The sequence below is a fragment of the Arthrobacter sulfonylureivorans genome (genome assembly GCF_047607445.1).
Taxonomy (GTDB): Bacteria; Actinomycetota; Actinomycetes; order Actinomycetales; family Micrococcaceae; genus Crystallibacter; species Crystallibacter sulfonylureivorans_A.
In genome coordinates this window covers 1-15,035 of record NZ_JBLKRT010000013.1, presented here as the reverse complement: position 1 = coordinate 15,035, position 15,035 = coordinate 1, and the positions used below count along the sequence as shown (strand labels likewise).

The following is a 15,035-nucleotide window of genomic DNA, read 5'->3' as shown; positions in this document are numbered from 1 at the left end:
GCCGGAGCCTGAGGAGGGCCGGACGCGCAGGACCACGCCGGGAGGGACCGGCATGATTCTGCGCGTTGAGCGACCTACGGAATGAGCAGCAGCTTTCCGGTGGTGCGGCGCGCCTGCAGGTCTTCGTGGGCCTGCGCGGCCTCGGCCAGCGGGTATTTCCGGCCCACGCGGAGGGCCAGCTGGCCGGACAATACGGCGTCGAACAATTCGCTGGAGCGCCAGCGCCGTTCCTGCGGCGTGAGCAAATGGTCCTTGAGCTTGGGCCGGGTGACGAAGAGCGAGCCGCCCTGGTTGAGCCGCTGCAGGTCGAACGGCGGGACCTGGCCGGACGCGCCGCCGAAGAGCACCAGCATGCCGCGGGTCCGCAGGCTGGCCAGCGATCCGTCGAAGGTGTCCTTGCCGACGCCGTCGTAGACCACGTCGACGCCGGCGCCGCCGGTCAGGTCCCGGACCTGCCGGTCAAAGCCGTCGTAGCGCAAGACTTCGTCCGCGCCGGCGCCGCGGGCCAGTTCTGCCTTTTCGTCGGTGGAGACCGTGGTGATCACCCGGGCTCCCTTGGCCTTGAGCAACTGCGTCAGGATCAGGCCCACGCCGCCGGCACCGGCATGGGTGAGCACCGTCTGGCCCGGCTGGACCTTGAAACTGGAGCTGACCAGGTAGTGGGCGGTCATGCCCTGCAACGGGATGGCAGCCGCAACGTCGTCGTCCACCCCGTCGGGCACCGGAAGCGCGGCCTCGGCGGAAACCACCGTGTACTGGGCATACGTGCGCGCGCCTTCGGCGAAGGCCACGCGGTCTCCAGCCCTGAAATCCTCGACGCCATCGCCGACGGCTTCCACCGTTCCCGCAGCCTCGCCGCCGGGGGTGTACGGGAACCGGACGTTGTACACCCCGCTGCGCTCGTAGGTGTCAATGAAGTTCACGCCGGCCGCGGCCACCTTCACCAGCAGTTCGCCCGGGCCCGGCTGCGGAATGTCGACGTCCTGCAGTTGTAGAACTTCCGGCCCGCCGGGAGCGGCAGCCACGATTGCCTTGGCCATCTGGGGGTCTCCTTAACACTCTGGGGAAGTCGTTGTCGGCAGCTAGACTGGACACAGGCCGGCCGCCTCCCATCCATCGTAGGGGCTCTCCCGCGCGCAACCCTGCTTCGAGGGCGTGACCTCCAAGCAGAGCCCGCTGCATAATTATCCTGTGTTGTGAATACTTTTGCTGTATGCTGGATCCCATGACAATTAAGGTTGCGGTGTCCGGTGCCAGCGGTTACGCGGGCGGCGAGGTTCTCCGCCTGCTGGCTGGCCATCCCGACGTCTCGATAGGGGCGATTACCGCGCACAGCAACGCCGGCTCGCGACTGGGTGGACTGCAGCCGCACCTGCATTCGCTGGCGGACAGGGTCTTGGTGGACACCACGGTGGAGAATCTGGCCGGGCACGACGTGGTGTTCCTGGCGCTTCCGCACGGTGCCAGTGCGGAGATCGCCGCCGCGCTGCCGGAGGACACGCTGGTGGTGGACGCCGGTGCGGACCACCGCCTGGTCGACCCGCTGGCCTGGGAGAAGTTCTACGGTTCGGCCCATGCCGGCAGCTGGCCCTACGGCCTTCCGGAACTTCCCGGCCACCGGGACAAGCTGCGGGGCGCCCGCCGGATCGCTGTCCCCGGCTGCTATCCCACCAGTTCGTTGCTGGCCCTGACCCCGGGCTTTGCCGCCGGCCTGCTGGCGCCGGAAGATGTGGTGATTGTTGCCGCCTCCGGCACCTCCGGTGCGGGCAAATCCGCCAAGGTGAACCTGATCGGCTCGGAGGTCATGGGCGGCATGAGCCCCTACGGCGTCGGCGGCGGCCACCGCCACACCCCGGAAATTGAACAGGGACTGTCGGCGGCCGCCGGCGGATCGGTCACCATCTCCTTTACCCCCACCTTGGCGCCGATGAGCCGCGGCATCCTGACCACGGCCACCGCGCGGGTCAAGCCGGGCACCGACAGCGGACAATTGCGGGCGGCCTGGGAGTCTGCCTACGCCGATGAGCCCTTCGTGCATGTGCTGCCCGAGGGCCAGTGGCCGCACACCAAGTCCGTCCAGGGCAGCAACCACGCCGTCCTGCAGTTGGCCTTCGACGAGCACGCCGGCCGCGTTGTGGCCACCTGCGCCATCGACAACCTCACCAAGGGAACAGCCGGCGGCGCCATCCAGTCCATGAACATTGCCCTCGGTCTGGACGAGACCGCGGGCCTGACCCAGCAGGGGATTGCACCGTGAGCGTAACCGCAGCCAAAGGATTCCGCGCCGCCGCCGCCACCGCCGGCCTGAAAGCCTCCGGCAAGCCGGACGTCGCCCTGGTGGTCAACGACGGACCACAGGGGGCGGCGGCAGCAGTCTTCACCTCCAACCGGGTGGCTGCCGCTCCGGTGCACTGGTCGCGGCAAGTGGTCAGCGATGGCCGGGTCGACGCCGTCGTGCTCAATTCCGGCGGTGCGAATGCCTGCACCGGTGCCGAGGGCTTCCAGAACACCCACGCCACCGCGGAGAAAACGGCAGACCTGCTCGGCATCTCCGCCGGCGACGTCGTGGTCTGCTCCACCGGACTGATCGGCGAGCAGCTGCCGATGGACAAGCTGCTGCCCGGCGTTGAAGCGGCCGCAGCCGCATTGGCCGACGACGGCGGCGCCGACGCGGCAGCTGCGATCATGACCACCGACACCGTGTCGAAGCAGGCACTGTTCGCCGGCGACGGCTACAGCATCGGCGGTATGGCCAAGGGCGCCGGCATGCTGGCTCCGGGTCTGGCCACCATGCTGGTGGTCATCACCACCGATGCCGAGCTGGCGCCGGGGCAGCTTCAGTCGGCGCTGCGCGAGGCCACCCGCGTGACCTTCGACCGGACCGACTCGGACGGCTGCATGTCCACCAACGACACCGTAGTGCTGCTGTCTTCCGGGGCCTCCGGCGTGGTCCCCGGGGTGGAAGACTTCACCGCTGCCCTGACCGGGGTCTGTGCCGACCTGGCCCGGCAGCTGATCACCGATGCCGAGGGTGCCAGCCACGACATTGCCGTCAGCACAATCAACGCAGCCTCCGAACGCGACGCAGAAACGGTCAGCCGGACGGTGGCCCGCTCCAACTTGTTCAAGACCGCCATTTTCGGCAACGACCCGAACTGGGGCCGGGTGCTCTCCGCGGTGGGCACCACCGATGCCGTCTTCGAACCGGACCAGCTGAACGTCAGCATGAACGGTGTGCAGGTTTGCCGCAACGGCGGTGTGGGCGAGTCTCGAGAACTGGTGGACCTGAGCGGCCGCGACGTGACCGTGGTGATCGACCTGCAGGCCGGCAGCGAGACCGCGACCATCTGGACCAACGACCTCACGCACGAGTACGTGCATGAGAACTCCGCCTACTCCAGCTGAGGACCGATGAAGAACACAATGCTGATGGCGCAGGACAAAGCTGCCACCCTGATCGAGGCGCTGCCGTGGATCCAGCGGTTCGCCGGTACCACCATGGTGATCAAGTACGGCGGCAACGCCATGGTCAACGACGATCTGCGTCAGGCCTTTGCGGAGGACATCGTCTTCCTCCACCACGCAGGCATCAAACCAGTGGTGGTCCACGGCGGTGGACCGCAGATTAATGCCATGCTCTCCCGGCTCGGGATCGAATCCGAGTTTAAAGGCGGATTACGGGTCACCACGCCTGAAGCCATGGACGTGGTGCGCATGGTGCTCACCGGACAGGTGGGCCGTGAACTGGTCGGGCTGATTAATTCGCACGGGCCGTATGCGGTGGGGCTGTCGGGTGAAGACGGCGGGCTGCTGCAGGCGGTCCGCACCGGCACCGTAGTGGACGGCGAGGAGGTCGATCTCGGCCTGGTCGGCGAAGTGGTCGGCGTCAATCCCTCCGCGATCCTGGATCTGCTCGACGCCGGCCGAATCCCGGTGATTTCCACCGTGGCGCCGGAGATCGGCGGCGACGGCGAGGGCACCAACCAGGTGCTCAACGTCAATGCGGATACCGCCGCCGCCGCGGTCGCTGACGCGCTGCACGCCTCGCGGCTGGTCATCCTCACCGACGTCGAAGGGCTATACGCGAACTGGCCGGACAAGTCCTCGCTGATATCGTCACTGACGGCCGCGGAACTGCGCGAACTGCTGCCCGGACTGCAGTCCGGCATGATCCCCAAGATGGAAGCGTGCCTGAAGGCGGTCGACGGGGGAGTAGAGCGCGCCGCCGTCGTGGACGGCAGGATGCCGCACTCCATCCTGCTGGAAATCTTTACCGCAGCCGGAATCGGCACCCAGATTGTTCCGGACGGAGACGCATCATGAACACGACCCATACAACCTCCACCGCCGCCGGCTTGGCCGGACTGGAGGGCCTGGACAGCAAGCAATTGCTGGAGAAGTACCGCGAATCGCTGATGGGCGTCTTCGGCACCCCGCAGCGCGTGCTGGTGCGCGGCAAGGGCTGCACCGTCTGGGATGCCGACGGCCGGGAATACCTGGACCTGCTCGGCGGAATCGCGGTGAACGCGCTGGGCCACGCCGACGAGTTCCTGACCGGGATCGTGGCCAACCAGTTGTCCACCCTCGGCCATGTCTCCAACTTCTTCACCAGCCCGGCACAGATTGCGCTGGCCGAGCGCTTGCTGGAGCTGGCCGGCGCTCCCGGCGGCTCCAAAGTATTCTTCGCCAACTCCGGCACCGAAGCCAACGAAGCGGCGTTCAAGCTTGCCCGGCGCAACTCCAGTCCAACGCGGACCAAGATCATTGCCCTGGAAGGCGCCTTCCACGGCCGCACCATGGGCGCGCTGGCGCTGACAGCCAAGCAGGCCTACCGCGAACCCTTCGAACCGATGCCGGGCGGCGTGGTCCACCTTCCCTTCGGCGATGAGGACGCACTGCGCGCAGCCGTCGACGAGACGGTCGCCGCCGTCGTGCTGGAACCGATCCAGGGCGAGGTGGGCGTCCGGCCGTTGCCGGCGGGGTACCTGAAAGCCGCCCGGGAAGCCACCACGGCGGCCGGTGCACTGCTGATCCTGGACGAGGTACAGTCCGGCGTGGGCCGGACCGGCAACTGGTTCGCGTACCAAGGCCAGGTGGCCGGCGGCGAACGGATTGTCCCCGACGCCATCACCCTGGCCAAGGGCCTGGGCAGCGGACTTCCTGTCGGCGCGCTGCTGACGTTCGGCGCGGAGACCTCGGGCCTCTTGACCGCAGGCCAGCATGGCACCACGTTCGGCGGCAACCCGGTGGCCACGGCGGCCGGGCTGGCCACGCTCCACGCCATCGAGTCACGCGGACTGCTGGCCCACGTCTCCGCCCTCGGAGACAAGCTGCGCGAGCAGCTGGCCGGCATCGAGCACGTCGTGGAAGTCCGTGGCGAGGGCCTGCTGATCGGCTTCGACCTGGACGCGGACATTGCCGCCGCCGCCGTCGAGGCGGCGCTGGACGCCGGCTTCATCATCAACAGCCCAGGCCCGCGCACGCTGCGGCTGGCCCCGCCGCTGATCCTGACCGCCGAGCAGGCCGACCGGTTCACCGCCGCACTGCCCCACATCCTGACCACCGCGGCCGCCCGCACCGCCGCCACCAGCAAGGACGCCTGATGACCCGCCATTTCCTCAAGGACACAGACCTCAGCCCGGCCGAGCAGGCCGAGGTGCTGCAGCTGGCCGCTGAGATGAAGCAGTTCCCGTACCGGTACCAGCCGTTCGCCGGCGACGGGGCCGGCCGGAAGACCGTGGCCGTCATCTTCGACAAGACCTCGACGCGCACCCGGGTGTCATTCGCCAGCGGAATTTCGGATTTGGGCGGTGTCCCGCTGATCATCAACCCCGGCGAATCGCAGCTGGGGCACAAGGAGTCCGTCTCCGACACCATCAAGGTGATGGAGCGGATGGTCTCCACGGTGGTCTGGCGGACGTACGCCCACTCCGGCTTGGAGGAGATGGCGGCCCTTTCGAAAGTGCCGGTGATCAACTCGCTGTCCGACGATTACCACCCCTGCCAGCTGCTGGCGGACCTGCTGACGGTTCAGGAGCACAAGGGCAAACTGGCCGGGCTTACCATGGCCTACCTGGGCGATGCCGCCAACAACATGGCCAACTCCTACCTGCTCGCCGGTGTGACCGCGGGCATGCATGTGCGGATCGGCGGGCCGGAAGGCTACCTGCCGGCGGACTCCGTGGTGGCCGAGGCCGAAGCCAGGGCCGCGGAAACCGGCGGCTCCGTCCAGATCACCACGGATCCGGCGCAGGCGCTGGCTGGGGCCGATGTGATCGCCACCGACACCTGGGTCTCGATGGGTCAGGAAGACGAGAAGGCGCAACGACTGGAGCTGTTCAAGGACTACGCGGTGGACCAGGCCGCCTTGAAGCTGGCTGCCGACGATGCCATCGTGCTGCACTGCCTGCCGGCCTACCGCGGCTACGAGATCTCCGGCGACGTCATCGACGGTCCGCAGTCGGTGGTGTGGGACGAAGCAGAGAACCGGTTGCACGCGCAGAAGGCCTTGATGGCCTGGCTGATGGACAAGTCGGCGCTGGCGCCGCTGGCCACGGCCTGATGGCAGAGCAAGCCATGAACACGATGCCGGCCACCAAGACCGCCCGCCAGGCCAAGATCACCGCGATCCTCACCGGGGAGTCGGTGCGCTCGCAGGCCGAACTGGCGGCCCGGCTGGGCGACGAAGGGGTGCAGGTCACCCAGGCCACGCTGTCACGCGACCTGGTGGAACTGGGTGCCGTGCGGGTGCGCGGACAGGACGGCGGCCTGATCTACGCGGTGCCCAGCGAGGGCGGTGAACGCGCGCCGCAGAGCGGTGTCACCCAGGAGATCCTGGACGCCCGGCTGGCACGGCTTTGTGCCGATCTGCTGGTGACGGCCGAAGCCTCCGCCAACCTGGTGGTGCTGCGCACGCCGCCCGGGGCAGCCAACTTCCTCGCGCTGGCCATCGACCATTCGGTCATGCCCTCGGTCCTGGGCACCATCGCGGGAGACGACACGGTCCTGTTGGTCACCCGCGATCCGTCCGGTGGAGCGGCTCTCGCGGCGCGGTTCCTGCAGTTCGCCGACGACTCGTCGCGCAACGCCTGAACGCCATAACCTAAAACTCAAGCAAGGGCCGCCGCCTCAGATGGCTGGCCATCCCCGCCGGCCGATACGGCAGCGCGGGGAACCGTCACCAGGGCGACCTGGCGGAAAGGGAAGACAACGTGACGCAGGAACCGAACACCAGCGCAGCCGGGCACACCAATGAAGGTGCCCTCTGGGGCGGCCGTTTCGCCGGGGGCCCGGCCGACGCACTGGCCGCGTTGAGCAAGTCGACGCACTTTGACTGGCGTCTGGCGCACTACGACATCGCCGGGTCGCGCGCCCACGCCAAAGTGCTGCACAAGGCGGGGTTGCTGGACGACGCCGAACTGGAGGGCATGCTCGCTGCCTTGGGCCAACTCGACGACGATGTTCGCTCCGGCGCGTACGTGGCGGCCGAGTCGGACGAAGACGTCCACGGCTCGCTGGAGCGCGGACTGATCGAACGGGCCGGCACCCAGTTGGGCGGCAAGCTCCGCGCCGGGCGTTCGCGTAACGATCAGATTGCCACCCTGGGCAGGATGTACCTGCGCGACCATGCACGGATCATTGCCGGGGGAGTGCTGGCCACTGTCGACGCGCTCCTCGCGCAGGCCCGCCGGTATCCGGACGTCGCGATGCCCGGGCGCACCCACCTTCAGCACGCCCAGCCGGTGCTGCTGTCGCATCATCTGCTGGCCCATGCCTGGGCGCTGCTGCGCGATGTGCAGCGGCTGGCCGACTGGGACAAGCGGGCGGCCGTCTCGCCGTACGGATCCGGCGCCCTGGCCGGTTCCTCGCTGGGGCTGGACCCCAACGCCGTCGCCGCCGACCTCGGCTTCGACTCCGCTGTCTGGAACTCGATCGACGGGACCGCCTCGCGCGATGTCTTCGCCGAATTCAGCTGGGTAGCGGCCATGATCGGCGTGGACCTCTCGCGGATCTCCGAGGAAGTCATTCTTTGGGCCACCAAGGAATTCTCCTTTGTGACCCTGGACGACGCCTACTCCACGGGCTCGTCGATCATGCCGCAGAAGAAGAATCCGGACGTGGCGGAGTTGGCCCGCGGCAAAGCAGGCCGCCTGATCGGCGACCTGACCGGATTGCTGGCCACGCTCAAGGGCCTGCCGCTGGCCTACAACCGCGATCTGCAGGAAGACAAGGATCCGGTCTTCGATGCCGCAGACACCCTGGAGCTACTGCTGCCCGCCGTCGCCGGCATGATCGAGACCCTGGTCTTCAACACCGCGCGGCTGGAAGCCCTCGCCCCGCAGGGCTTTGCGCTGGCCACGGACATTGCCGAATGGCTGGTCCGGCAAGGCGTGCCGTTCCGCGAAGCGCACGAACTCTCCGGTGCCGCCGTCAAGCAGGCCGAAAGCCGCGGCGTCGAACTCTGGGATCTGACGGACGAAGAGTTTGCCGCAATTTCGCCGCAGCTGACTCCCCGGGTGCGTGAGGTGCTGACCGTCGAAGGTTCGCTGGCCAGCCGCAGTTCGCAGGGCGGCACAGCCCCGAGCGCGGTGGCAGACCAAATCGAGGCGCTGCAGGCCGGACTGGACAGCGCGCGGGAGTACGCCGAGGGCAGCCGCCGATAGCCTGCACGGACCATCGGGAAGATAAGTTACCAACCGGTAGCAAATGTCTCTGCGGTAGTTTGTGAAGCGATGGAGGCATTGCCACGGAGCGAGGGAGCGAGCATGTCGACGCTGAGCCAGGACGAGGAAAAACTGGTTCCGGAGGGCCGGATTGAGCGGGTTGACGGGGACTACGTCTTGGCCTTCGACCGCCAACTCGACTACCCGCACAGCTACATCTGGAGCCTGCTGGCAGAAAAAGACAACGTCGCCAAATGGCTGGGCACGCTGAACGCCGACTGGGAGCTGGGCCGCACCTATGAGCTGATTCTGGGCGGAGGCATCTCCAGCGGCACGGTGCTGCAGCTGAACCCGCCGCGCAGCCTGCAGATCAGCTGGGAGGACGAGCTCGGACAGGAGTCGGTGATTGAGTGGCGGGTCCTGGAAAGCGACGGGGGGACGTTGCTGCAGTTCCGGTCCCGCGCCGAGGGGCCCGAGTTCCTGACCGAAGGCAGCGCCGGCTGGCAGACCATTCTGGATGCGCTGGCCGAAGTGGCCGCCGGGCGCCGGCCGGATTGGGAAACCGACCGGTGGACCCCGCTACGGGAGGCATATTCCCGTCAGTACCAGCTCTCGCATTCGATGGGCACCGTGGAGAGCGACTCCGGGCATACCTGCCTGCGCTTCGAACGGCTGCTCGATGCCGGCCCGGACCGTGTGTGGGCGGCCCTGACCGAGCCGGAGCTGCTCGCGGCCTGGCTCGGACCCGGCCGGGTAGAGCTGCAGGCCGGCGGCGCCGTCGAATTCAACCTGCCGGGACAAACCGTCAGCGGAGACGTGCAGTACGTGCTGGCCGGCAGCCGGCTCGACTACACCTGGTCCGATCCGGAGGGCACCGGCACGGTGCACTGGATGCTGGAACCAGAAGAGGGCAAGACCCGCCTGACCTTGGTCCACAACGTCGACCGGGAAACCCTGGCAGGCGGCCTGATGGCCGGCTGGCACATGCGGCTGGACGCACTGGCCACCGTGCTGGGCGGCGGGCAGGTACATGACTCGGCGCACCGGCGCGAAGCCTTGGCCCGTTTCTATCAGCGCCTGCAACCCGCCTAGTGGATGCAGCCCTGCTGCACTGGCTGGCCCGGCCTGCCGTGGAGGTGGCTCCGGGGCTGCTCGGTGCCCGATTAGCGCATACGACGGCGGACGGGACCGTTACGGTGCGCCTCACCGAGGTCGAGGCCTACATGGGGGAACACGATCCGGGGTCGCATGCCTTCGGCGGCCAGACCAACCGCAACAAGGTGATGTTCGGCCCGCCGGGACATATCTATGTCTACTTCACCTATGGGATGCACCATTGCGTGAATGTCGTGTGCGGCCACGAAGGCCAGGCCACCGGCGCCTTGCTCCGCGCGGGCGAAGTCATCGAAGGCCTGGACCTGGCCCGCAGCCGGCGCGCCTCGGCGAAACATGATGCGGAGCTGGCACGGGGGCCGGCCCGGCTGGCCGTGGCCCTGGGGCTGGAGTTGGGCGACAACGGCCGAGCCTTCGCAACCGGGGAACTGGCGCTGACCCGGCCGGCGGTCCAGGCATCGCATCAGCATGTTCGGACCGGGCCGCGGGTGGGCGTCAGCGGGGAGGGCGGCACCGATGCCTATCCGTGGCGCTTCTGGCTGGAAGGCGACCCGACGGTCTCGCCGTACCGTGCCGCGAAACCGCGGCGCCGTGCCGGCAGCGGGTAGGGTGGATGGGTGAATGAACGCCCTCGCGAATCAGTTGAAACCTTGGTCAACCGTCTTTCGGAAACGGTCCGGGACTATCCTCAGCCCGGCATCGTCTTCCGCGACCTGACTCCTGTATTCGCCGACGGGGAAGCCTTGCATGCAGTGGTGCACGCTTTGATCGACCCGTTCCAAGGCCAGTTCGATGCCGTGGCGGGGGTGGAGGCCCGCGGCTTCCTGCTGTCGGCCGCCGCGGCCTACGCTTCCGGCACGGGTGTCATCACGGTGCGCAAGAAGGGCAAGCTGCCGCGGAAGACGATCTCCGAGGACTACGCGCTGGAGTACGGGTCGGCCACGCTGGAAATCCACGCCGACGACCTGCTGCCCGGGTCGCGGGTGCTGATCCTGGACGACGTGCTGGCGACCGGCGGAACCCTCGGTGCCGCCTGCCGCCTGTTCGAACGGGCCGGAGTCCAGGTGGCCGGGTTCGGCGTGGTCCTCGAGCTTTCGGCACTGCGCGGCAGGGCTGCTTTGGCGGGACACCGGATCCGTTCGTTGGTGCGCGAATAGCTCATGAATCCGGCCGGGCTAGACGGACCGGTGGCCGTCTGCCCCGCCGTCGTTCTGCTCTCAGGAAAATCCACCGTGCCGGTAGTAGAATGGACGGTCGGCCTTTTGGGGAGGGATAACACAGATGCCAGAATCGCTTTCGGCCCACGCCGAGCTTGAACACGAACGCGCCTATGTCGCCGGGCTGTACCTCCGGCTGGAAGAACTGCGCGCCGAGAAGCAGGAGCAACTGGCCCGGGTCCGCGGCAGCGGCGCGGTGGGCAGCATGCAGAATATTTCCGAACGCGATGCGTTCGCCACCATGTACGAGGACCGTCTGGCCCAGCTCAATGCTGTTGACGACCGCCTGGTGTTCGGCCGCCTCGATCTGGACGACGGCGACCGGCGCTACATCGGCCGGATCGGGCTCAGCACCGCGGACCTGCAGCAGCTGATGGTGGACTGGCGTGCCCCCGAGGCCGGAGCGTTTTACCAGGCCACTGCCTTCGAGCGGCTGGGCGTAAGGCGGCGCCGGCATCTGATCCTGCAAGGACATCAGGTCAAGGGCATCGAAGACGACGTGCTCGATTCGACCATGCTGACCGACGGCGAGTCGCTGCAAGGCGAAGGCGCCTTGCTGGCAGCACTCAACTCCAAGCGCACCGGTGCCATGTCCGACATCGTCGGAACAATCCAGGCCGAACAGGACCGCATCATCAGGGCCCCGATGCCGGGGATCCTGGTGGTCCAGGGCGGCCCCGGAACGGGCAAGACCGCCGTGGCCCTGCACCGTGCCGCGTACCTGCTGTATTCGCACCGCGAACGGCTGAAGTCCGCCGGCGTGCTGCTGGTGGGCCCGTCCAACTCCTTCATGAAGTACATCGAGCGTGTGCTGCCCTCGCTGGGTGAAACCGGCGTCGTTATGTCAACGCTCGGCGGGCTGATGCCCGGAGTCCGGGCGGTGCCGGAAACCAACCCTGCTGTGGCTGAGATCAAGGGCCGGTTGTCCATGGCCGACGTCGTGGCCAACGCGGTGGCGAACCGCCAGCGGCTGCCAGCGGAGCCCCGCAAGCTCAACGTCGAGGGCACCATCTTGACCTTGACCCCGCGCCAGGTGGCACGGGCACGCGACCGCGCGCGGGCCACCGGCAAACCCCACAACGCCGCCCGGGTGACCTTCGTGAAGATCCTGCTGCGCGAGCTGACCGACCAGCTGCGCGAAGCCTTGGAAGCGTCCTCGGGGGCGGGCAACAACGCGGACCGTGCCTACCTGGCAGAAGACGTGCGGACGTCGCGCGATGTCCGGGTGGCACTGAACCTGGCCTGGATGCCGTTGACCCCGGAGAAGCTGATCGGCGAATTGCTCAGCAAGCCGGCCCATTTGGAGGCGGCCGCCCCGGACCTGACCGAAGCGGAACGCAACGTGCTCCTGCGCGCCGCGGATGCGCCCTGGACCGAAGCGGATGTCCCGCTGCTCGACGAAGCCGCCGAACTGCTCGGCGAGATGGACGCCTCGGCGGGGCGTGACAGGGCCCAGCAGGACGCTGACCGCGCACGCGACATCGCCAATGCGGAGCAGTCACTGCGCAATGTCGACCAGTCGCTGCGTGACATCGGCATCAATGGTTTGGTCAGCGCCGAGGATCTGGCGGGCTACAACCAAACGCAGCAAAACCGTCTCACCGCCGCCGAGCGTGCCGCCGGCGACCGCACCTGGGCCTTCGGTCACATCGTTGTCGACGAGGCGCAGGAGCTGTCTGCCATGCAGTGGCGCCTGCTGATGCGCCGCTGCCCGCTTAAGTCGTTCACCGTGGTTGGCGATATTGCGCAAACCAGTTCCGGGGCCGGCGCGGAATCGTGGCAGCAGGCACTTGAACCGTTCGCGGGCAAACGGTGGCAGCTTGAAGAACTGACCGTGAACTACCGCACGCCATCGCAGATTGCACAGGCAGCGGTCCGGATGGCGAACGCCGCCGGCCAGGTTGTATCGGCTCCCAAAGCCGTTCGCGATGGCCGCTGGCAGCCGATCGTGGACCGGGTGCCGGCCGGCCGCATGATCGAACATCTGCTGGAGGTCATGCCCGAGGAACTCGACGCTGCCAATGGGGGACTGCTGGCGGTCATCGCAGCAGACCATCAGCTGCCTGAGGTCCGAAGCGCGATGGCCGCGGTCTACGCCCAGCGGGTAGGCGGCGGAGCCGGTGGCCTGGAGCAGGACATCAGCGTACTTGGCCCGCAGGAGGCCAAGGGACTTGAGTTCGACGCCGTGGTGGTGCTCGAACCCGGCGAACTGCTGCACCGGACCGGCGGACGCGTCGGCGACCTCTACGTGGCCATGACCCGTCCCACGCAGCGGCTGAGGCTGCTGGCCGAGGGCGAGGTCCCCGAGGGAATTGAAGGCTGATATTTTGGAATCCGTGAATAATACGTTTCTCGCTTCCCAACGCAACGACCCTGGTTTCGCCAACGTCTGGCAGGAACTGAAGTGGCGCGGACTTGTCCACGTTTCAACCGACGAGGCTGAACTGGAGAAACTGCTGGCGGGGGACCCGGTGACGTATTACTGCGGTTTCGACCCGACGGCGCCAAGCCTGCACCTAGGCAACCTGGTCCAACTGCTCACCATGCGCCGGCTGCAGTTGGCCGGGCACAAGCCCCTGGGACTCGTGGGCGGCTCCACCGGGCTGGTGGGCGACCCCCGGCCTACCGCCGAGCGCACCATGAACACCAAGGAAACGGTCGCCGAATGGGTGGACCGGCTAAAGGGACAGGTCCAGCGCTTCCTTGATTTCGACGGCGATAACGCCGCGCGGATGGTCAACAACCTGGACTGGACCGAGCCGATGAGCGTGCTGGACTTCCTGCGCGATATCGGAAAGCACTACCGCGTCGGCACCATGGTCAAGAAGGACATCGTTGCTTCCCGGCTCAACTCCGACGAGGGCATCAGCTACGCGGAATTCAGTTACCAGATCCTGCAGGGCATGGACTACCTTGAACTGTTTCGGCAGTACGGCTGCATCTTGCAGACCGGCGGATCGGACCAGTGGGGAAACCTGACCAGCGGCATCGAACTGATCCGCAAAGTCGAGGGCAGCGCTGTCCACGCAATCGGCACGCCATTGATCACCAACTCGGATGGAACCAAGTTTGGTAAGAGCGAAGGCAACGCCATCTGGCTGGACGCGGAGATGTGCAGCCCCTATGCCATGTACCAGTTCTGGCTCAACACCGCCGACGCCGACGTGGTCCAGCGGCTGAAGGTCTTCACCTTCCGTTCGCGGGAGGAAATCGAAGGGCTCGAGCGAGCCGTGGCAGAGCGGCCGCATGCCCGTGAAGCCCAGCGGACGTTGGCCTACGAAGTCACGTCTCTGGTGCATGGAACAGCTGCGACGGACAAGGTGATCGCCGCATCGTCGGCATTGTTTGGCCAGGGAGAGTTGGCCGAGCTGGACGAGTCGACCTTGGTTGCCGCCACGGCCGAGCTGCCCAGCGCCGTTGCCGGCCCGGAAACGACCGGGATCATCGAGTTGTTGGTCCAGTCCGGGCTTGCCGCCAGCAATTCGGCGGCCCGCCGGACCGTGGCCGAGGGCGGCGCGTACGTGAACAACCAAAAAATCACGGACCCGGACACCGTTGTTGGAACAGATCAGTTGCTGCACGGCAAGTACCTGTTGCTGCGCCGCGGTAAGCGGACCCTCGCGATGGTGGAAGTGTCCGGCTGACCTGACCGCTCGGCATACAGCTCATTCGAAGGGCCCGCCGTTTTCCTCCTCATGGGAGGTCAACGGCGGGCCCTTTCGCATCGGTGGCGGGCATCACCCTCCAGCGATTTGCGGGTAGTGCCGGCTCCGTGTAATGTTTTCTGAGTCGCCGCCGCGGGTTGTGAAACAGCCGGCCGGAACGCGACAAAACCCCTTCGATAAAACGACAGCGGTTGGTCATGCGCCCAGTGTGCAGGCGGATTAGCTGAACTTTTTCGCTGGGATCATGCTTTTTCTAAGTAAATGAAGCGGAAACGCCGATTTGACAGAAAGAAAAAGAATGAAATAAAGTAGAAACATCGCAGCGAAGAAAAAGCAAAGTGAATTTCAAAAGAAATTCTTTTGGTGAAGTACTCGTT

The 15,035-nt window shown here is 66.9% G+C and carries 13 protein-coding genes; 12 read left to right on the top strand and 1 reads right to left on the bottom strand.

Going from position 1 to position 15,035, the window contains the following annotated elements; genetic code table 11:
* Positions 1-74: 74 nt before the first annotated feature.
* Positions 75-1,040, bottom strand: coding sequence for a quinone oxidoreductase family protein (locus ACMX2H_RS08070; protein WP_414960003.1), 966 nt, complete (start codon positions 1,038-1,040; stop codon positions 75-77).
* A 185-nt stretch (positions 1,041-1,225) separates the two neighbouring features.
* On the opposite strand from ACMX2H_RS08070, the gene argC reads away from it, so the two are divergent.
* The 12 genes from argC to tyrS all read left to right on the top strand — a co-directional run bounded on the left by argC (position 1,226) and on the right by tyrS (position 14,637).
* The gene (gene argC / locus ACMX2H_RS08065; protein WP_414960002.1) at positions 1,226-2,257 is read left to right on the top strand and encodes an N-acetyl-gamma-glutamyl-phosphate reductase; all 1,032 of its coding nucleotides are present in this window, start codon (positions 1,226-1,228) and stop codon (positions 2,255-2,257) included.
* Entirely contained in the window at positions 2,254-3,405 is a 1,152-nt protein-coding gene (gene argJ / locus ACMX2H_RS08060) for a bifunctional glutamate N-acetyltransferase/amino-acid acetyltransferase ArgJ (RefSeq protein ID WP_414960001.1), read from the top strand. The genes argC and argJ overlap by 4 nt, the downstream gene beginning before the upstream one ends.
* A gap of 6 nt (positions 3,406-3,411) precedes the next feature.
* Positions 3,412-4,323, top strand: a complete 912-nt coding sequence (argB, locus tag ACMX2H_RS08055) for an acetylglutamate kinase (protein ID WP_414960000.1) — start codon at positions 3,412-3,414, stop codon at positions 4,321-4,323.
* Positions 4,320-5,603 (top strand): acetylornithine transaminase, encoded by a 1,284-nt coding sequence (locus tag ACMX2H_RS08050; protein WP_414959999.1) that lies wholly within the window; start codon positions 4,320-4,322, stop codon positions 5,601-5,603. The genes argB and ACMX2H_RS08050 overlap by 4 nt, the downstream gene beginning before the upstream one ends.
* Positions 5,603-6,562, top strand: coding sequence for an ornithine carbamoyltransferase (gene argF, locus ACMX2H_RS08045; protein WP_414959998.1), 960 nt, complete (start codon positions 5,603-5,605; stop codon positions 6,560-6,562). Before ACMX2H_RS08050 ends, argF begins: the two co-directional genes overlap by 1 nt.
* A gap of 14 nt (positions 6,563-6,576) precedes the next feature.
* On the top strand, positions 6,577-7,092 hold the full coding sequence (locus tag ACMX2H_RS08040) for an arginine repressor (protein ID WP_414959997.1): 516 nt from the start codon (positions 6,577-6,579) through the stop codon (positions 7,090-7,092).
* A gap of 119 nt (positions 7,093-7,211) precedes the next feature.
* Positions 7,212-8,663: an argininosuccinate lyase gene (argH, locus tag ACMX2H_RS08035; protein ID WP_414959996.1), complete on the top strand. Its 1,452-nt coding sequence runs from the start codon at positions 7,212-7,214 to the stop codon at positions 8,661-8,663.
* Between the two features lie 102 nt (positions 8,664-8,765).
* A complete protein-coding gene (locus tag ACMX2H_RS08030; protein ID WP_414959995.1) occupies positions 8,766-9,755 on the top strand; it encodes an SRPBCC domain-containing protein in 990 nt (329 codons plus the stop codon).
* Complete coding sequence (locus ACMX2H_RS08025; RefSeq protein WP_414959994.1) at positions 9,755-10,384, top strand: DNA-3-methyladenine glycosylase; 630 nt, start codon at positions 9,755-9,757, stop codon at positions 10,382-10,384. The genes ACMX2H_RS08030 and ACMX2H_RS08025 overlap by 1 nt, the downstream gene beginning before the upstream one ends.
* Before the next feature lie 9 nt (positions 10,385-10,393).
* Positions 10,394-10,933 carry an adenine phosphoribosyltransferase gene (locus tag ACMX2H_RS08020; protein WP_136784063.1) on the top strand — a complete coding sequence of 180 codons (540 nt, stop codon included), beginning with the start codon at positions 10,394-10,396 and terminating at the stop codon, positions 10,931-10,933.
* Positions 10,934-11,057: 124 nt separating this feature from the next.
* Positions 11,058-13,316, top strand: coding sequence for a HelD family protein (locus tag ACMX2H_RS08015; RefSeq protein WP_414959993.1), 2,259 nt, complete (start codon positions 11,058-11,060; stop codon positions 13,314-13,316).
* A 4-nt stretch (positions 13,317-13,320) separates the two neighbouring features.
* The gene (gene tyrS / locus ACMX2H_RS08010) at positions 13,321-14,637 is read left to right on the top strand and encodes a tyrosine--tRNA ligase (RefSeq protein WP_414959992.1); all 1,317 of its coding nucleotides are present in this window, start codon (positions 13,321-13,323) and stop codon (positions 14,635-14,637) included.
* Positions 14,638-15,035 lie beyond the last annotated feature (398 nt).